The sequence below is a fragment of the Paenibacillus tyrphae genome (genome assembly GCF_024158745.1).
GTDB lineage: Bacteria > Bacillota > Bacilli > Paenibacillales > NBRC-103111 > Paenibacillus_G > Paenibacillus_G tyrfis_A.
On record NZ_JAMZAW010000005.1, the window covers coordinates 334,163 to 353,253 of the forward strand.

The following is a 19,091-nucleotide window of genomic DNA, read 5'->3' on the forward strand; positions in this document are numbered from 1 at the left end:
AGGGGATGACCGATGAGGCTAGGAAGCTATGCGCTGCTTACCGCGGGCATGCTCGCGATGCTATTTCCATTTTTATGGATGGTCGCCACTTCGCTCAAGACGCCGCAGGACGTCTTCTCGCTTAGCCTCGTGCCCGATCGCGTGACGCTGGCCAATTATGCGGAATTGTTCGCCACGACGCCGTTTACGGACTGGGTGTATAACAGTTTCATGATCGCGGTAATTATGACGGCAAGCGTATGCTTGTTCGATACGGTCACGGGGTACGTGCTGGCGAAATTTACGTTTGCCGGGAAACGGCTCATTTTTATCGCCATTCTCAGCACGCTGATGGTGCCCACCGAGATGCTGATCATTCCGTGGTATCTGCTGTCCGCCAAGCTCGGCTGGGTCGATACGTACATCGGCGTCCTGTTTCCGGGGCTCGTCAGCGCCTTCGGCATCTTCCTGATGAAGCAGTTCATGGAATCGCTGCCCTCGGACCTGCTGGACGCGGCGCGGATCGACGGCATGAACGAATGGGGCATCATGCTGCGCATCGCCGTACCACTGGTGAGCCCCGCTCTTGCGACGTTGGCGATCCTGTCGTTTCTCGGCAGCTGGAACGCGTTCATCTGGCCGTTGATCGTGACGCAGACGGAGACGCATTTCACGATTCCGGTCGGCGTGGCGTTCTTCTCGAGCGAGCTGAAGGATACGAGCGGTTGGGTGCTGATCATGACGGGAGCGACCGTTTCCGTGCTGCCCCTGATTCTGCTGTTTGTCATCTTCCAGAAGCAGATTGTCCGCGGCATCGCACTCACCGGGCTAAAATAGGCGGCAGCTCACAGAAACTTCCGCATCGAAGCGGACAGCTCGCTGACAACCTTGCCGATCTCCTCGGGAGACAGATGAAATTCCTGCAGCGTCCACTCGATCAGCATCATGTGCAGGAGGGCCGAGAACGATTTTTGCCCGTACAGGCGGTAAATATCGGACTGCGTACCGCTCCCGCTGCGGATTCCGTCGATAAACAGCTCATCGTGGTAATCGCAGATGCTGCGGAAAATAAGCTGCCGGATTTTGCGGTCCTGGCCCTTGATGTTCAGGATCAGCGACGGGGGAATGTTGTCCTTCCAGGTGCGGAACAGCAGCACGAACATCGCTTCCGTATACGGCTGCCCGCCATCGATATGTTGCCACACGCCGCTCATCAGCCGGGTCAAATAATTCAATAAAATTTCGTCTTTGTCCTGAAAGTTCCGGTAAACCGTTTGGCGTGCAAGTCCTGCTTTATCTGCAATCTCCGTAATGGAGATGAGAGAGTAGGGCTTTTTTTCCATTAATTGAAACAGCGCAGTCTGAATCCATTCCTGCGACCGCAAGGAGAGTTTGCCCGTAGCCACGCCCAAGTGTGACACTTCCTTTCATCTGTCCATTTTCGCCCCTGGAGAGCGTCGAGGTTATTGCATAACCGGACGATATCGTTTAATGTTACAAGTGTAACACAAGTAACAATTGTAACGCTTGTTTGGTTTATCGGCTTGGTCCCGTCGGAACGGGAGCTTTTTTTGAATCTTTGATTGATAATAATAATCATTATCAAAAAAAATGCAGCTTATGAATTGCTGAAAGGAGTAGTTATCGTTGTTGTTCAAGGGATTTGGGGGATTCAGGTTGAAAAAGATTTCCGCGCTCGCCGTTGTTTTGGTTTTTGCTTTGGTCGCTTCGGCTTGCGGCGGCGGAGGGAGCGGGAAGCCGGAGGCGGGGCAGCAGCCTTCGCAGGAACCGGCGTCCCGGACGATTAAGCACGCTATGGGGGAGACGAAAATCACGGGCACCCCGCAGCGGGTCGTCGTTCTGACAAATCAGGGCACCGAATCGCTGCTGGCGCTGGGCATTAAGCCGGTAGCCGCTGTGAAATCCTGGATTGGAGATCCGTGGTTTGAGCATATTAAGGAACAGATGGCCGACGTGAAGATGATCGGTGACGAGACGCAGCCGAATGTCGAGGTCATCGCGACGCTGAAGCCGGATCTGATTCTCGGGACGAAGGTGCGCCAGGAGAAAATTTACCAACAGCTGTCGGCCATCGCGCCTACGGTCTTTACGGAAAATCTGGGCGACAGCATGATCGACAACTTCAAGCTGTATGCCGCGGCGCTGAACAAAGAAGCCGAAGGCAAGGCCGTGCTGGACGATTACAACAAAGCGGTCGAGCAGACCAAAGCGCACTTGGGCGACAAAACGAAAATGCGCGTGTCGCTGGCCCGCTTCCAGCCCGGCAAGGTTCGCGTCTATTACAAGAACAATTTCGCCGGAATTATTTTGAGCCAGCTCGGCTTTGCCCGTCCGGACGCTCAGAACAAGGACGATTTCTCCGCGGACATTACGCAGGAGCAAATGACCGTGCTCGACGGAGACGTGATGTTCTATTTCGTCTCGGACCGTCAAGGGGACACCGGGGCCAAGAAAACGGCCGAGGAATGGCTGGGCAGCCCGCTCGCGCAAAACATGAACGTCGTCAAAACGAAACGGGCCTTCGTCGTGAACGAGCCGATCTGGAATACGTCCGGCGGCATTATAGCGGCCAAGCTGCTGCTTGAGGACATTCGCAAGCGGTTCGACAGTCTGTAGGTTTGCGCAGGAGTTTTGATGGGAAACTGGATCACATTCTTTTAAATTGCAGGAAATCATCGTATGGATGTTGAAGTATTTATTGGTGTAGTGACCTCTAGGGAAGCCCCGTAGTAGGCATGGAGCCGGCATATTCCTGGACTTCGATTATAGATTTGGGGCACTCCATTTTAATGGCACTGCACTTTTGCCTTAACACTAAAGCCAAACTTGCCAAACATCAGGCAAGTTTTTTTGTTTTGGAATAAGCACCTTATAGAGAAGGACCATGATGTCGAAATAAAGAACCTGTATTACGGTTAACCGCACCATGAACTATGGTCTTGATCAATTGCGAACGGGCAGGATAGTGAGAAAGCTACCGGATAAATGTTATAATATGGACGAAACATATATTCCTAAGCAATGCGAGCTAGTATGTTTTAGAAGTACCAATAAAAAAATCTATAGTAATCTTCCAGGAGGGATCATGTTGCAGCAGCTCTTTAGCGATATGATTAAGCAGGACGTAAAGCCGTTCCTTTCCAAGCGTGGCTTCGCAAAGAAGAGTTTGAATTTCAGTAAGATAACAGAAAGCCTCATCTACATGTTCAATTTCCAAAAATCCTCTGGCAATTCAGCGGACAATGTCATGTTTTATGTGAACTGCGGTATTTATGCAGCGGAGTTGGCACAGATACAATCGAGAGAGATTCTGACAGCACCCCAAGAAGCGCAGTGTCACTTCAGAGCAAGAATTGGGGAAATTGTTGAGTCTGTTCCAGATCGATTTTTAATCACTCCTGATACGAATATGGATGATTTAAGAAAAACGCTGCTAAGTGGATTAGAAGAGGTTATTCATTTCTATGATACGATGACCAGTGCCAGATCCATTGTTGATTATTATACTTCAGGTCCATTTTTACATCTGGGCGAAGAGAGCTTTCAGTTACTATTACAATCCAATGATGTAACAGCGGCTAAACATTATTTGAAGGCTTTGCAGGAAAAGTATGGAACAGAAAAGCGGTGGACCATATTCGAAAATAAATACAAGACCATCTTCAATAAATATGGAGTGGAATTTGATAAGCTATAAGTCAGCATAGTGAACGTAAGTGAGAAATGATGTGGTGACAAAAAAACTTGATTAACTGACGAGCAGTAAAGCGCGGTGAACGATCTTCGAGTTGTTAGAGGTGCACCGGCGAACGATTGTTGACTTCGCGGTCAAGAATTGATATCATGGCCCTATGAGCAGACCTAGAGAATTTGATGTCGATCGTGCACTGCACCAGTCCATGGAAGTGTTCTGGACGAAAGGCTTTAAGTCGACTTCCTTTGAGGATTTGACCCGTACGACACAGGTTAAGAAGCAAAGTTTGTATTGCGTATTTGAAGATAAGCGGGCCTTGTTTTTAAAGGCGCTGGCGCTGTATCGCGAACAGAGTATATCGATGCTGGAAGAGCTGGCCTCCCGGGAAGTGTCCCCCTTGAAAAAGTTGGAGGCTATACGCGATACTGCGTTATGTCAAGGCAACGAAACCATTCATAGAGGATGTCTCGTGGTCAATTCCGCGCTGGAATTCGGAACCGACGACGAGGAAGTAACCCGCGAAGTAGAGTTGATGTTCGCCAAGGTCGAACAAATACTTGAGAAGATCATCAGCAGCGGTCAGGAGCAGCGGCTCATTACGACCCGCCATACCAGCCAAGAGCTAGCCGCTTATCTGAACAACGCTCTTCTCGGCGCGAAAATAATGGAGAGATCAGGTGCTTCCCGAGAGCAGATCGATGCGATCTTGCGTACGTCTTTTGCGATGCTCGAACCTTGATCTTTTTTTTACGAAGTTTTTGACTACGTAGTCAATAAAGGAATGAGATTGAAGGAGGTGGTTCTCCGGGATTATCCAAATACATGAATAAAAATCCGAATTCAAGATGCTGTTTGTAGCTTTATTAACGCTGATGCCAACATGTTAACACATTAACATAATTTAACAAAATATAATTTAATTTGGAGGTTGTTATGAGTAATTCTCAATCTGTTCAAGCCTTGTTCGAACCGTTCGCAGCCGGAAAAATGACTCTGTCTAATCGTATCGTGATGGCACCGATGACCCGGCAATTTTCGCCGGACGGTGTGCCAGGCTCGGAGGTGGCCGCCTATTACCGCCGCAGGGCCGAAAACGGTGTCGGACTTATCGTGACGGAAGGTACGGTGATCAATCATCCGGATTCGTCCAATTCCGCCAACGTACCGCATTTCTATGGCGAAGCTGCATTAAACGGTTGGGCAAACGTAGTGACTGAGGTACACGAGGCGGGCGGACGGATTATACCGCAGATTTGGCATATGGGAGCGCGAGGCCATGTAGGCGATTATTCGGAATCGGAAATCGCCGCAATCGTCCAAGGCTTCGCACAGGCAGCATCCGAAGCCAAGCGGCTTGGCTTCGACGGCATCGAGCTCCACGGTGCGCATGGATATTTGATCGACCAATTCTTCTGGGAGAAAACCAACACGCGAACCGACAGCTATGGCGGCGACATGGTTGCGCGCACCCGCTTTGCAGTAGAGGTTATCGAAGCTTGCCGCCGTGCCGTCGGACCGGAATTCCCAATCGTGTTTCGTTTCTCGCAATGGAAGGCGAGTGACTACACAGCGAAATTGGCTGAAACGCCGGAGCTACTGGAACAGTTCCTGGCGCCCTTGGTCGACGCGGGTGTTGATATTTTCCACTGCTCAACGCGCCGTTTCTGGGAGCCGGAGTTCGAAGGCTCCAATCTGAATCTTGCCGGGTGGACAAAAAAGTTGACAGGGAAACCGACGATTACGGTCGGATCGGTTGGTCTGGATGGCGATTTTATGAGTCTCTTTACCGAAGGAAAGGGAGCCAATAATGCGAAGATCGACGGGTTAATTGAGAGGCTGGAACGACAAGAATTTGATCTGGTAGCCGTAGGTCGCGCATTATTGGTGGACCCTCTTTGGGCAAACAAGATCCGCGACGGCCGAACAGCCGAATTGGTCCCCTTTACGACTGAAGCAGTGAAAACACTTCATTAAGACACATTTTTGACAGATACTGAGCAGGAGTCCTTGCTATAGCGCAGCAAAAACGGCAATCCGAAGGAGGCGCTGCTTCCCGGACTGCCGTTTTCATTTGCTACGGATTAAGAAGGGTAGAGGATGATGTTATGGTACATCGTCTTCTGATCCGTTTTATTCGTATAAATATGGCTTTGGTCCGCCGTAAACCGCAGCGCGTCCCCCACCTTCAGCGTGTACGTCTTCTGCTGGATCGTGATGTCGAGCTCGCCCTGCATCATCAAAATGTACTCTTCGATCCCCTCGTTATGCGGCTCCGAAATGTGGGTGCAGTTCGCTTCCATCTCTACCGTATAAATTTCAAAGCGCTTCTGCTGGTCGAACGGAACGAGCGGGAACGCACGGTACCGGCCCTCTTCCTCCACAAAAGGCTCCAAATTCTCAAAGCGGAAATGCGTCACCTTGGCCGGTTCTTCTTCGATCAGAGACGTAAACGAAATGCGCAGCCCGTTCACGATTTTCCACAGAATCGAGATCGTCGGATTCGAGTCCCCGCGTTCGATTTGTCCGAGCATCGCTTTGCTGACCCCCGTCAGCTCCGCTACTTGGTCGAGGCTCAGCGAGCGGGCCTTGCGGATGGCCTGAAGGCTTTTGCCGATTTTCTTATGAATTTGTTCGTGCTCCATGATATCCTCCCATGCTGCTTTACTCTCTCCATTATAAACGAACGGTGGTTGCGCACAACGTTTCCGTGTGGACTTGCCGGAGGGAAGAAAAATTTTTTTCCAAGGTGCCGATCTAACCTATGTACAATATCACGTACATATGTATAATATAGTGTAAGTACATCATAGCGCACAATGGTTTATTATATTATACAACATCCGGCGGAGGGATGCACGATGGGAACAACGATGATAGGGCTTGTGAAGGAAAAGCGGGCGTTCGGCGCGGTATTGAAGGAGGTTCCCGTTCCGGTGTGCGGTCCCGATGAAGTGCTGGTCCGGGTGAAAACGACTTCAATCTGCGGTACGGATTTACATATTTACCAATGGGACGCCTGGGCCGAGCAAACGGTGGTCACGCCTAACGTATTCGGCCATGAGTTCGCGGGCGTTGTAGAAGCCGTAGGCAGCCGGGTCACGAACGTGAAGCTCGGGGACCGCATCTCGGCGGAAGGGCATATCGTCTGCGGCGTCTGCAAGGCCTGCCGGACCGGCAACGCGCACGTCTGCCCGAACACGAGAAGCTTCGGCATTACGGCGCCGGGTTGCTTCGCCGACTATGCGGTCGTCAAAGCGACCAACGTGATTCACAACGACCTGCAGCTGCCCTTCGAGCTCGCTTGCTTGCAGGACCCGCTGGGCAACGCCGTACAGACAGTGCTTTCCGGCGACATCGTCGGAAAGTCGGTCGCAGTCATCGGCACCGGACCGATCGGCTTGATGGCGGTAGCGGTGGCCAAAGCGTGCGGAGCGGGCACGGTGATGGCGGTGGACGTAAACGCTTACCGCTTGGGACTGGCCCGAACGATGGGAGCGGACGTAACGATCAACAGCAAGGAGACGTCCATGGTGCAGGCGATAATGGAGCATACCGGCGGGGAAGGGGCGGAGGTAGTGCTGGAAATGTCCGGCCATCCAGACGCGATCCGCGGCGGATTCGAAGCGGCAGCTCCGGCAGCCCGCGTCTCGCTGCTGGGCATCCCGACCCGGGAGGTTTCGCTTGACCTGTCGCGGCATATTATTTTTAAGGGAATTCGCGTGGAAGGCATCACCGGCCGGCGCATGTACCAGACCTGGTACCAGCTCAAGGGCTTGCTCGACCGGGCGCGGATCGATCTGAAGCCGCTCATTTCGCACACTTTTACACTGGATCAGTATGAGGAAGCTTTTGCGCTCGCGGCTTCCGGTCAATGCGGCAAAATCGTATTTCACCACGACACAGATACACAATCAACCAATAAGGGGGAGCTCGTTCATGGTCAATTGGAACTCACTGCGGGATGAATTGGAGCAGGCGAAGCAGGAAGGACGGTATCGTCCGATTACGGTCTGGGAGAGCCGCTCGGGTACTTGGATGACGCTGAACGGCCGCCGGCTGCTGCAGATGTCTTCGAACAACTATCTGGGGCTGACCGATCACCCGGACTTGAAGGAAGCGGCTATCCGGGCCATCGAGCAGTACGGCGTCGGCAGCGGCTCGGTGCGCACCATTACGGGTACGCTCGACATTCACGACCGGCTGGAGCAGGAGCTGGCCCGGTTTAAGGGGACGGAAGCGGCGCTCGTGTTCCAATCCGGATTTACGACGAATCAAGGCGTGCTCGCGTCCATTCTCGGTCCCGACGATGTCGTCATCAGCGATGAGCTGAACCATGCGAGCATCATCGACGGCATCCGGCTGACGAAAGCGCACCGGAAAATATTCGCGCACAAAGATATGGACCAACTGGAAGCCGTGCTCAAGGAAAGCACAGGGTTTAAAAAGCGCGTCGTCGTGACGGACGGAGTATTCAGCATGGACGGCGATATTGCCCCGCTGCCGCACATTGTGGAGCTGGCGGAGAAATACGACGCCTTCGTTTACGTTGACGACGCCCATGCGAGCGGCGTGCTCGGCAAGAACGGCAAAGGCTCGACCGACCACTTCGGGCTGCACGGGCGGGTACACATCCAGGTGGGCACGCTGTCCAAAGCCGTCGGCGCGGTCGGGGGTTACGTCGCGTGCGACCAGGTATTGAAGGATTATCTGATTCATAAAGCCCGTCCGTTTCTGTTCAGCACGTCGCAGACGCCTGCGGTGGCGGCCACCTGCCTCGCGGCGATTCAAGTGCTCAAGCAAAGCGACGAGCTGATCAAGAAGCTGTGGGCGAACGCGTCGTATTTCCGCTCGAAGGTGCAGGCGCTCGGATTCGATACGGGCGGAAGCGAGACACCGATTGTTCCGGTCATCGTGGGGGACCCGGCGAAGACGATGCGCTTCTCCGACCTGCTGCTGGAGGAAGGCATCTTCGCACAAGGCATCGTCTATCCGACTGTTGCGATGGACAAAGGCCGGGTACGGTTTATCGTAACCGCAGGGCATACGCAGGAGGATCTCGATTTCGCGTTGAACGCGCTGGAGCGCGCGGGCAAGCAGTTGGGATTGCTGGGGTAAAAGGGGAAATAGCAAGCGGCCGTCTCTCAGAGGAGAAGCGGCCGCTTGCTATTTTGCTATTTTATTTCAGTCCCGCCGAGACGGCTTCCCAAAATCTTTGATCTTCCATTCCCATAGCGTATATTGATACGCCGGCAAGCCAGTAGGTTTTGGTATATTGCGTCTTTTGCTTGATCGATGCCTCGTCCTCATACCAAACGACATGCTTCGCTCCGTCCGTATCCGTGTAGTTGAAATACATTGAACCCGTAACGGCATCCCGTATCGGGGTTGCTTTGGTGGAAGCGAGCAGCTTGGGCATATCTTTCCATTCGATTAATCGATTGCTTTTGTTCGTCGGGTCGGACAAGTTCCAGTCATTGCCGTACGCCGGAATCCCCATTAGCACCTTCTCCGAAGGAACATACGTGATCGCGAAGTGGAGGGAGGCTTCGATCCACGGATTGCTCGCGACCGACCCCGGATCGCTCCACACGCCATGCTCGTCGTAGGTCATCACCTGGATGACGTCCGCCGCTTTGCCCAGTTCCTCAAAATCAAAAGCGCCCGTCCACGAATCCGACGGATCGTCCTCCGACTTGGCGGGAACCGAGACCATGGTCAGGAATCCGTTTGCCTTCATTTTGCCGGCAACCTCTTGAACGAATTTCGTCATCGCCGCGCGATCCTCCGGCAAAACCGCTTCGAAGTCGATGTTAATCCCTTTGTATTTATTTTTTTTCACCAGATTGAGCATATTTTTGATCAAGTTGCTTTTGGCTGTCGGGTTCGTCAGGACATTGTGCGCGATATTGCTGTCCCAATCGTGATCGCGGTAATTGGACACCAGGGCGTAAGGCAGCACCTTCACCGAATTGGCGTAGTTCACGGCTTGCGTCGGTACCTTGCCGACAATATTTCCGTTGATATCGGTATTAAACGTGTCTGTGGAAATTTGATTCATGTAGCTGTGAAACTTAGGAAAAGCTTCGGTAGAATCCTCCGTATAATAACCGAGAACCGTTGGGGCCGCCGCGTAAGATGTTGTCACGCTGACGGAGAGCGTGGATGCTAATAAAGCCGTGACGGCAAGAGCCTTAAGCGCCTTTCTGTAATTCATATCATTTTCCTCCTCTATTATCGTGCTTGATTTGCTGTTCAGATGTGGGGCGTACGGGCTCTGCTACAAATGTATAGCACATCACCTCCTGTTAAAGTTAAACTAACCTTTTTACCGAATTCCTTTATTATCCATTATTTTAACTCTAAAATATATTTCGACAGCACCTGACGAATAGTTTATAGCTTCACAAAAACGACATGTTCCTTATATTTGCACCTCGCGTCTTGTCGCAATTATTAGATATCCAGGTATGCTAGAATTTTATAGAGAACGGAGCTTTATTCAGCAGGAATTTTTTTGGGGGGGGATGGGATTACATGGAATCGATAAACTATGGGCGGAATGACCTTTGGCGACGAACTCATCTGGCGGGCGCTTTTCCATGGAATCGATGTGGATTTCCTTGTGATTGAGGGCCCCGTGGCAAAGGCGATCAAGCCTTGGGGGCCCTTCAAAACGGCGAGCCTGGAAACGGTGATCAAGCAAACGAAATTATTTCGCGAAAAGTCCTTCCGGAAGCTTCGCTTCCCACGATGCGGGAGCTTCGATGCCGAGCGCCCGGACGACGACGGCCGCCGTGTCGGTAATCGTCATCGTGCCCGGAAACGAAGCGCCGCGCCCGATGCCCGGACCGACGCAGCCCCAGAAGATCGTCTTGTCCATCGGGTGATCGCTGCCGTGATCCCGCGGATCGGCTCCGCCGCCGCCATGGTCGGATACGAGGATCAGCAAGCTATCGTCCAAAAGCCCCGTTTGTTCGAGCGCATCGAGGATAAATCCCGTATGCTCATCCGCTTCTTCGATCGCCCGCAGCTGTTCGGGCGTATTGTAACCGTGCCGGTGACCGGCCGCGTCCGGCAAATCCAGCTGGACATACATCAGCTTCAGTTCGGGGTGCTCCCGGATATAAGCGGCTGCGGCTAGCGACAGATCGCGGTCCTTCATCGATATTTTATGGACGCCGATGGAAGGTTCGATAATGCCGTCGTTGATCGGGGACCACGCGCTGAATGCGGCCAATGTGGCGTCGGGATAGGCCTCGCGCACGACCCGAAAGATCGATGGATACGGCGAGTCGTCCGGGTACGAATGGCTGCTTGCGGCTTCGTTGGTCAACCCGTGCTTGTCCGGCGCGACGCCATGCAGAAGCGATCCCCAGCATTGCGCACTGATCGTCGGCGTCGCCGTCTGGGCTTGGAAGTCGAACGTTCCCATCCGGACGAGCCGGTCCAAGTTCGGCGTATTCGCGGACGTTACGAAGTTGCCTGCTCCGTCCCAGCCGATAATAATGACACGAGCGATAGGTTTCATGGATGAGCTCTCCCCTTTCGTTACGTTTATCATAATCCTCGTTAGGGGAAAAAGTCAAACTAATTACAACAAAACGCAATTAAACACACAATATCTGTGAAAAAGAGGAAAAACAACAATGTTTCTATTGCTGCAGCATGGACTTCATTCGTTGGCGCCATGAATCAAAAAGCCGGCCGTTTCGCTGTTATTTGGCGTTCCGCCCGATTGGCCGCGAGACTAACGCATGATTTTAATAAGAGCGGCAACCTCCTCCTCGCCATAACCTTCATCTATGGCCCTCTGGAAAAGCTTGTGGGCAAATAGCGGCAATTCGTTGTTCATGCCGGCTTCGCGTGCTTGTTCCATTTTGAAGGAACTGCTGGAGGCCGCGCTGGAGCAGCGGGTCGTCACGATCGCGTACGAAGCGGCCTCGCGCCGGGAACGGATGATCCAGCCGCTCGGCTTGTATACGATGAATGGATTGTGGTACTGCCAGGCGTACTGTTTTTTGGCGGAGGATTATCGGGTGTTCCGCGTGGATCGGGTGAAGGATTTCTCGCATGAGGCCGACCAAAGCCGGCGATTGGATACGACCGAGGAGCACATACAGACGTGGATTTTGCGAACGGATGAGAGTGAGGCGTTGGAGCTTGAGGTGGACTTGACGCCGGAGGGGGTAAGGCGATGCCAGTCGGATTTGTGGCTGTCCCAATCCGTCAAGCTGCGCGAGGACGGCTCGGGCACGATTCGCACCATGATGAGCGCGTCGTACGCGCCATGGGCGGTGCACTTCTTTCTCGGCTTCGGCACAGAGGCAAACGTGAAGCATCCCTCAGCGGTGCGAGAGCAAATACAAAGCAAACTCCGTGAGATGCTTAACCAATATGCGGATTCGAAATGATTATCATTATATTACCATAGAAGGAATTTATAGGAATCACGTCGAAGGATGTTTAAAGAAAGGAAAAAGAAACCCAATGTCGCAGAAGAAAGGAGGAATGGCTTGGAACTAACGGAACGGCACTTTCGCTTGGATCGAGGAAGGAGCAGCGACCGAAAGCGCTCCCCCATCCCCTCGCACTATCCAACGAAGTCTATTCAACGGTCAATAGCTGTTCCGTGAAACCGCCGATTTCAAGCTCCCGGTCGATAAAATGGATCTCCAAGATCCAGTCCCGCGGACGGCCGTTCTGATCCGGGTCTCTCATGGGAATGTTGTTCTCTGGATGAATGTAGTTCTCGACTTCTTCGCCTTGGATCTGCTCGTGAGGGAATTCGCCGATGAGATGTCCGGCGTGCGTGCCTCCGAATTCCCAGCCGTATTTTGCCGCAAGCCCGCTTATAAAAGCAAACAGCTCGCTGCCGGTAATCTGGGGCTGGGATTGGAAGAAGGCTTTCCCTTCCGCCCAAGCCAGAGCGATGTCGCTCTGCAGCTTTAATTTGATCGGGTCGTCACCCAGCACGTAGGTGCGGCCGAAATCGGCTTCCCAGTCTTCGAAGATCGGGCCAAAGTCGAGAAACACAATATCTTCCTCGGAGACGGTCAAATCCGGGGGATTTTCCCGGTAAGGGTACAGCGTATTTCTGCCGGCCCGTACGATGCGCTTGTGCCAATATTTTTTGATGCCGAACATTTGGAACGCCAGCTCGTAAATTTCACGATTGATTTGCTTTTCGGTTACGCCGCTGCGCAGCAGGCTTTTTTCTTCGATCGCTCTGAACAGCTCGGCCGCTTTCGTCTCGGCTTCCCGCAGCGATAAGTGTCGTTGGGTCATATAAGAATTCATGCGCTAAGCTCCTTCAGCTTGGATATAATATTTTGTTCCACCCGGTCATCCACTGGAATTTGCTCTTTGGCGATATGCAGCAGAGGCGCGAATTCCCCGATGACGACGGAATGGAGAGCCTTTTCGAACAGCGGGAGATCGTTCATATCATTGCCCAGGCAAATAAACGGCTCCAGCCCAAGACCGGTTTGTTCCAGACCCCTCATTTTGTTGACGTTGTTCGAAGTAATATCTAAAATGCCTTCCGCCGAATGATAATGAATCGTCACATCCAGCCGGGAAATGATGTCCGCTAATTGTTTAAATCTGTCGCACGCCAACACGACAATTTTAACGAAAGCTTCGATCCGGCTCACGTCTATGCGTTCCGCAAGCTTGTTTTGGTCCAGACTCATGAGCAGAGGATGAGGCCGATGCGACTTTAAAGCATAGTTCAGCTTGTCGTCAATCAAATATTCGGCCTGGAATTCATCCAGGATGGCTACGATTTCGCGGGCCAGTTCGGTGGGAATGGCATTCAAGTAGAGAGGCTTTCCCCGGTAATGAGCCATCGCTCCGTTCGCGCCGATGAGAAGGTGGTCGTGAAACCGCTCGTCCAGAACGGGCAGCATATCGCGGTAAGGCCGCGCGGAAGCGAAGCCGATAAAATGGCCGGCTTCCTGCAAATCCAGTAAACAATCCAGAATGTTTTTTGAAATGGGCTGCCCTTTGAAGCAAATCGTCCCGTCCATATCTAAAATAAAGTTCATCTGTCATTCACCTCGCTAGCAGTAATACTACCAATCATAATGCATTCGCATGACGGGGAAAGGGACAGAATCACGAAAATCGGTGGGACAAGCCAATTTCAAGCGGGGCCGAACCAAGCTTCGGTCAACCGCCGGATGCCCATACGAATCTCATCGCAGCTCAAGGCTCCATAACCAAGCAGCAGGGTAGGATACTCGCTTGTAGGACGAAGCCAGTACCTGGAAGTCCCGTAAACCTTGACGCCTTTTTCCAGCGCTGATGCAATGAGCTCCGATTCGGATTTCGTTGTTTTCACGGTTAGGATAGCGTGCAGCCCGGTATCTTTTCCCTCGACCTCCACAAAGTACGACTCGTACCGGGATATGGCTTCGAATAGAGCTTCCCGTTTCTCTTCATAGTGCTTCCGCATCTTGAGCAAATGCTTATGCCAATAACCGTCGGCTATATAGTGGGCCAAGGTCAGCTGATCGAGCCGGGACACAGGCTGGTCGTATTCCCTTACTTTCAAGCGAAATAAAGGCAGCATCGCCTTGGGAAGTACCAGATAGCTTAGATTGGCGACCGGCAGCAAAGTTTTGGAAATGCTTCCGATGTACATGATCTTCTCGGGGGCCAGACTTTGAATGGACGGCAAATAACGATCGTCATACCTGAACTCCCATTCGTAGTCATCCTCGATGATGTATTTAACCGAATTCGCACCTGCGCGCGACCGGACCCACTGAATCAGCTGCTGCCGTTTGTCTTGAGACATCGCCAGCTTGTTTCGGAATTGCTGGGAAGGACTCACATACACCACATTCGCCCTGCTCTTCTCAAGCTCTTCAATCGAAATACCGTCTTCGGCCAGCGGAATCGCACGGACTTGAAAGCCATGGTTGATCAACGTATTTCTTGCCCCGTCGTAGCCGGGGTTTTCGACGCCGATGACATTCCGGTTCTTGTCCAGAAGCTGACTTAACAGGGATAAGAGCTGCTGAGGCGTAGAGCCGATAATCATCTGCCCGGGCCCGGACACCACGCCTCTGGATTCATACAGCAGCCGGGACAGCTCGTTCCTTAACAGGTACTCGCCTTGGGAATTTCCTTCCACTTCATACTTGCTTTGATAATGAGCGATCAGCGTGTTGCGCGCTTTGTTCCATGGATGGAACGGAAAAGCGGACAGCTCGATATTCCCGTATCGAAAATCGATTTGGATATCTTTGTTCAAGGCGTCGCTTGAAGCCGATCCCGGATCATGAACGAGCGTTTCGGCTTGATGAACTACCTGATAGCCTTTTTTGGGAATGGTGCGGAGGTAGCCTTCCGAGACGAGAAGCTGATACGCGGTTTCAACCGTATTTTTGCTGACTTTCAGCGTGCGGGCGCAGCTTCGAATGGAGGGGAGAAACGAGCCGTACGGCAACTGCCCCTGTCGGATTCCATCTTTGAAATAACCGTAAATTTGAAAAAATAAAGGCGCTTGATTCGGCAAAAGTTCTAAGGAAAGCTCACGCATCGGACACCCTCAACTTCAACATAATCGTATGTATTAATGCTATTTAGTTATAAATAGACATAAATAAATCTAATTATACGCAGGTTGAATTCAGGATGTAAACCTAACCTGCGAAGCGGATGTTATAAATGACAAGTCCTGCATATAAATGATCAATATAGCAGGTCCTGTGAAACGAAAGGGAGAGAGACAATGAAGCTGGATCATTTGTTTCAACCGATACGCTTGGGCCGCTTGGAGCTTCCCAACCGTGTCCTTATGGGCTCGATGCATACCGGGCTGGAAGGGGAAGAAGCGGGCAGTCAAGCCTTGATTGATTTCTATAAGGAAAGAGCAGGTGAGGACGGTCCCGGCTTGATCGTGACGGGCGGCATTTCCGTCTCGCCCGAAGGGGACGGCGGTCATAACTTCATGGGATTTTACAGCGATGAGCATTGCAAGCATATGGAAAGCCTGACGGCTCAAGTGCATGCGGCCGGAGGGCGGATCGCGGCCCAATTGTTTCACGCCGGGCGGTACGCTTACTCGGATTTGACGGGCATCCTCGCCGTAGCGCCTTCCGCCATCCGTTCGCCGATCCATCGTCACACGCCAAGGGAGCTTACCAACGAGGAAATCGAGGAGCTTATCGCCCGCTTTGCGGCCAGCGCGAAGAAGGCGGCGGACCTCGGATTCGATGCCGTGGAGATTATGGGGTCGGAAGGGTATCTGATCAATCAATTCTTATCCCCGGCGACCAATAAACGCACCGATGCATGGGGCGGCTCATTCGAGCATCGGACAAGATTCGCGCTGCGCATCGTTCAGGCGGTTCGCGAAGCGGTCGGACCCGGCTATCCGGTCATTTTCCGGCTATCCGGCGCTGATCTGGTCCCGGATAGCACGACGGAGGAAGAAACGCTGCAATTCGCCGGCATGGTGGCAGACGCGGGAGCGGATGCGATCAACGTGGGAATCGGCTGGCATGAATCCCAGGTGCCGACCATCTCCATGATGGTTCCCCGGGCCGGATATATTCACATCGCGGAAATGATCAAACGGGCGGTGAACGTTCCGGTGATCGGCAGCAACAGAATTAACGATCCCCGGCTGGCCGATGAGCTGCTGCAGCGCGGAGCGTGCGATCTGGTATCGATGGCGCGCCCGTTCCTGGCGGACCCCGATCTGCTGCGCAAAGCCCGCGACGGGCAGTTCGACCGGATCAACACCTGTATTGCTTGCAATCAGGCGTGTCTCGATCAAGTGTTCGAAGGCCGACCCGCCTCATGCCTGGTCAATCCGAGGGTGGGCCGGGAATCGAAGTGGAAGCCTTTCAGGGTGCAACGTCCCCGCCACATCGCGGTCATCGGCGGAGGGGCCGCCGGGATGGAAGCGGCACGGGCATTGGCGGAGATTGGCGAGCGCGTCGTGCTGTACGAAAAAGATGACCGGCTGGGCGGGCAGTTGAATCTGGCGAAGCGGATTCCCGGCAAACAGGAGTTTGCCGAAACGCTGCGCTATTATCAGCATGAATTGCACCGCTTAGGCGTAGATATCCGCTTAAACCATAGTCCGACGCCGGAGGAAATCGTCGCTCATGCTCCGGATCTGGTCGTGCTGGCCAGCGGTATCAAGCCGCGAATCCCCGAGCTGCCGGGTACCTCGTTTCCTCATGTATGGACGTATCAGCAAGTGCTCCGGGGAGAGGCCGAGGTTGGGAAGCGGGTCGTGATCATCGGAGCGGGAGGGATCGGCTGCGATCTGGCGCATTACTTATCCGAGCAGGCGGAGCGTGAGATTTATCTGCTTCGCAGAAAAGGCAAGCCCGGCGAAACGCTTGGCAAAACGACCCGTTGGGCGCTTCTCTCGCATCTGCGGCAGAAGAAGGTTCAATTTGTGACCGACTTAAGCTACGAGCGGATTGACGAAGACGGAGTTGTCATACAGCTGCAGACGGAGCACGGGCCGGAAACGAAAAAAATTCCCGCCGACACCGTCATTCTTGCAGCCGGACAGCTATCCGAAGCGTGGGATGACCAGCTCGTTCAGCGGGCAGGCATTCCTGTCGTCAAAATCGGCGGGGCCCGATTCCCGGGAGAGCTGGATGCCAAGCGAGCCATCTATGAAGGTGCGTGCGTTGCTTACGAGGAAGGCAGGCTTGCGAAGACCGAATAACGATATGGAGGGGTAAGCATGGAAAAAGCATGGTACAAGGTGTGGCCCAAAGATGTTCCGCGGCATTTCATCTTTGAAGATAAGGTCCTGGAAAACTATGTTGAGGAACATGCGCGAACGAATCCCGACGATACGGCGGTTTACTTCTATGGCAAGATGATCACGTATGGCGAGCTGGCAGACATGTACTTGCAGCTCGCCTCCCAGCTGCATGCAAGAGGCGTGGACAAGGGCGACACCGTCGCCCTCTATATGGAGAACAGCCCGCAGTTTATCATGGCGTTTCTGGCCGTCCAGCGTCTGGGCGCGATAGCGGTGCCCATGAATCCGATGTTCAAGCGGGCGGAGCTGAGCCATCTGCTGGGAGACGCCAAGCCTAAGGCCATCTTCATTCAGGAAAGTTTGCTGGAGCATTTGTGTCCGATTTTGTCGGAGTTTCCTGGGCTGCGGATCATTTCGACGGCGCTGACGGATTTTGCCCCCGATCATCCGGAATTTCCGATGTCGTTCGGTCCTATGGAGAGAACGATAAGCAGGCTTCCGGGAGAGGAGCGCATTCTGGAGTTGATTCATTACGACGATCCGATTCCTCCGGCCAATGCGTGCCTGGACGATACCGCGGTGCTGCAATACACTTCGGGAACGACGGGCATGCCCAAGGGCGCGGAGCTGACGCACCGCAATATTGTGGCTAACGCGTTTTCGTTCAGGGACGGGGTGGGAACGAAGCCGCGCGACCGTCATCTGGTGGCGATGCCTTTGTTTCATGTTATCGGCCTGATCAACTGCATGGGGTCGCCGCTCTGCAATGGAGGCGCGATGATGCTGTTCCACCGTTTTGTGCCGGACGTCGTTCTGGAAGCGATTCACAAGCTGAAAATCCAGCATTGGGTAAGCACGGCTACGATGAATATCGCGGTCATTAATCACCCGAACGCAGCGAATTACGATCTGTCTTCCCTGTCGGGCTGCCTGTCGGGGGGCGCTCCGGTACCTAGGCCGATCTTTGAGCGCTTCTACGAAGTTACCCGTACCCGGCTGCTGGAAGGCTATGGACTGAGCGAGACAACGGCCCAGATTACGATGAACTTTATGGATAACGCGAGGATTGGCTCAGCCGGCATCCCACTGATGGATGCGGACGTTCGCGTCGTTGCCATAGACGATCCGACCGTGGAGGTTCCGCCCGGACAGCAGGGAGAGCTCGCTTTCAAAGGACCGATGGTCATGAAGGGCTACTGGAAAAACCCGCAGGCTACGGCTGACGCGTTTGTCGAAGGATGGTTTTTAACCGGGGATTTAGGGCACGTGGATGAGGACGGCTACGTCTATATTTCCGGCCGGAAAAAAGAATTGATCAAATCGTCGGGCTTCTCCGTCTTCCCTAACGAAGTGGAGAGTATCATGCACAAGCATACCGCGATTAAAGAAGTTTGCGTCGTTGGCGTAGCCCACGATTACCGGGGCGAGGAAGTGAAGGCGTATGTCGTGCTCAAGGACGAAGCGGTCGGGAAAGTGACGGAGCAGGACATCGTCGATTGGGCCAAAGAGCATATGGCCGTATACAAATATCCGCGCAAAGTCGAGTTTTTGAACGAGCTGCCCAAGACCGGATCGGGCAAATTGCTGCGCAGGGTGCTGTACGAACGGGCGAATCAGATTCAAAATACGTAGGCGGACGGAGAGAGCGGTTTT

At 53.2% G+C, this 19,091-nt stretch carries 18 protein-coding genes; 10 read left to right on the plus strand and 8 right to left on the minus strand.

Going from position 1 to position 19,091, the window contains the following annotated elements; genetic code table 11:
* The first annotated feature begins 12 nt into the window (after positions 1-12).
* Entirely contained in the window at positions 13-816 is an 804-nt protein-coding gene (locus tag NI000_RS10315) for a carbohydrate ABC transporter permease (RefSeq protein WP_253410122.1), read from the plus strand.
* Between the two features lie 8 nt (positions 817-824).
* Here the strand turns inward: NI000_RS10315 and NI000_RS10320 are convergent, their stop codons facing one another.
* The gene (locus NI000_RS10320; RefSeq protein WP_253410124.1) at positions 825-1,385 is read right to left on the minus strand and encodes a TetR/AcrR family transcriptional regulator; all 561 of its coding nucleotides are present in this window, start codon (positions 1,383-1,385) and stop codon (positions 825-827) included.
* 271 nt (positions 1,386-1,656) lie between these two features.
* On the opposite strand from NI000_RS10320, the gene NI000_RS10325 reads away from it, so the two are divergent.
* The 4 genes from NI000_RS10325 to NI000_RS10340 all read left to right on the plus strand — a co-directional run bounded on the left by NI000_RS10325 (position 1,657) and on the right by NI000_RS10340 (position 5,668).
* Positions 1,657-2,616, plus strand: coding sequence for an ABC transporter substrate-binding protein (locus NI000_RS10325; protein ID WP_253410126.1), 960 nt, complete (start codon positions 1,657-1,659; stop codon positions 2,614-2,616).
* 469 nt (positions 2,617-3,085) lie between these two features.
* The gene (locus tag NI000_RS10330) at positions 3,086-3,697 is read left to right on the plus strand and encodes a DUF4304 domain-containing protein (protein ID WP_253410128.1); all 612 of its coding nucleotides are present in this window, start codon (positions 3,086-3,088) and stop codon (positions 3,695-3,697) included.
* 154 nt (positions 3,698-3,851) lie between these two features.
* Positions 3,852-4,433 carry a TetR/AcrR family transcriptional regulator gene (locus NI000_RS10335; protein ID WP_253410130.1) on the plus strand — a complete coding sequence of 194 codons (582 nt, stop codon included), beginning with the start codon at positions 3,852-3,854 and terminating at the stop codon, positions 4,431-4,433.
* 194 nt (positions 4,434-4,627) lie between these two features.
* Positions 4,628-5,668, plus strand: coding sequence for an NADH:flavin oxidoreductase (locus NI000_RS10340; protein WP_253410132.1), 1,041 nt, complete (start codon positions 4,628-4,630; stop codon positions 5,666-5,668).
* A 107-nt stretch (positions 5,669-5,775) separates the two neighbouring features.
* Here the strand turns inward: NI000_RS10340 and NI000_RS10345 are convergent, their stop codons facing one another.
* Positions 5,776-6,336: a helix-turn-helix domain-containing protein gene (locus tag NI000_RS10345; RefSeq protein WP_025849811.1), complete on the minus strand. Its 561-nt coding sequence runs from the start codon at positions 6,334-6,336 to the stop codon at positions 5,776-5,778.
* A 216-nt stretch (positions 6,337-6,552) separates the two neighbouring features.
* Between NI000_RS10345 and tdh the strand changes: the two genes are divergently transcribed.
* On the plus strand, positions 6,553-7,659 hold the full coding sequence (gene tdh, locus NI000_RS10350) for an L-threonine 3-dehydrogenase (protein ID WP_253410134.1): 1,107 nt from the start codon (positions 6,553-6,555) through the stop codon (positions 7,657-7,659).
* Positions 7,631-8,809 carry a glycine C-acetyltransferase gene (locus NI000_RS10355; RefSeq protein WP_253410137.1) on the plus strand — a complete coding sequence of 393 codons (1,179 nt, stop codon included), beginning with the start codon at positions 7,631-7,633 and terminating at the stop codon, positions 8,807-8,809. Before tdh ends, NI000_RS10355 begins: the two co-directional genes overlap by 29 nt.
* A gap of 61 nt (positions 8,810-8,870) precedes the next feature.
* On the opposite strand, the gene NI000_RS10360 is transcribed toward NI000_RS10355, so the two are convergent.
* From NI000_RS10360 to NI000_RS37090, 3 genes are all read right to left on the minus strand, one after another.
* Positions 8,871-9,908 (minus strand): glycosyl hydrolase family 18 protein, encoded by a 1,038-nt coding sequence (locus NI000_RS10360; protein WP_253410139.1) that lies wholly within the window; start codon positions 9,906-9,908, stop codon positions 8,871-8,873.
* Positions 9,909-10,403: 495 nt separating this feature from the next.
* Positions 10,404-11,222 (minus strand): alkaline phosphatase family protein, encoded by an 819-nt coding sequence (locus NI000_RS10365; RefSeq protein ID WP_253410141.1) that lies wholly within the window; start codon positions 11,220-11,222, stop codon positions 10,404-10,406.
* A 219-nt stretch (positions 11,223-11,441) separates the two neighbouring features.
* The gene (locus tag NI000_RS37090) at positions 11,442-11,570 is read right to left on the minus strand and encodes an imine reductase family protein (protein ID WP_375540960.1); all 129 of its coding nucleotides are present in this window, start codon (positions 11,568-11,570) and stop codon (positions 11,442-11,444) included.
* On the opposite strand from NI000_RS37090, the gene NI000_RS10370 reads away from it, so the two are divergent.
* Entirely contained in the window at positions 11,545-12,105 is a 561-nt protein-coding gene (locus tag NI000_RS10370) for a WYL domain-containing protein (protein ID WP_253410143.1), read from the plus strand. The genes NI000_RS37090 and NI000_RS10370 overlap by 26 nt on opposite strands.
* Positions 12,106-12,298: 193 nt before the next feature.
* On the opposite strand, the gene NI000_RS10375 is transcribed toward NI000_RS10370, so the two are convergent.
* From NI000_RS10375 to pdxR, 3 genes are all read right to left on the minus strand, one after another.
* Positions 12,299-12,991 carry a M24 family metallopeptidase gene (locus NI000_RS10375; protein ID WP_253410145.1) on the minus strand — a complete coding sequence of 231 codons (693 nt, stop codon included), beginning with the start codon at positions 12,989-12,991 and terminating at the stop codon, positions 12,299-12,301.
* A complete protein-coding gene (locus NI000_RS10380; RefSeq protein WP_253410146.1) occupies positions 12,988-13,740 on the minus strand; it encodes an HAD-IIB family hydrolase in 753 nt (250 codons plus the stop codon). Before NI000_RS10380 ends, NI000_RS10375 begins: the two co-directional genes overlap by 4 nt.
* A 98-nt stretch (positions 13,741-13,838) precedes the next feature.
* Positions 13,839-15,242 (minus strand): MocR-like pyridoxine biosynthesis transcription factor PdxR, encoded by a 1,404-nt coding sequence (gene pdxR, locus NI000_RS10385; RefSeq protein WP_253410148.1) that lies wholly within the window; start codon positions 15,240-15,242, stop codon positions 13,839-13,841.
* Positions 15,243-15,434: 192 nt separating this feature from the next.
* Between pdxR and NI000_RS10390 the strand changes: the two genes are divergently transcribed.
* On the plus strand, positions 15,435-17,396 hold the full coding sequence (locus tag NI000_RS10390) for an NADPH-dependent 2,4-dienoyl-CoA reductase (protein ID WP_253410150.1): 1,962 nt from the start codon (positions 15,435-15,437) through the stop codon (positions 17,394-17,396).
* An 18-nt stretch (positions 17,397-17,414) separates the two neighbouring features.
* Positions 17,415-19,070 (plus strand): AMP-binding protein, encoded by a 1,656-nt coding sequence (locus NI000_RS10395; RefSeq protein WP_253410152.1) that lies wholly within the window; start codon positions 17,415-17,417, stop codon positions 19,068-19,070.
* Positions 19,071-19,091 lie beyond the last annotated feature (21 nt).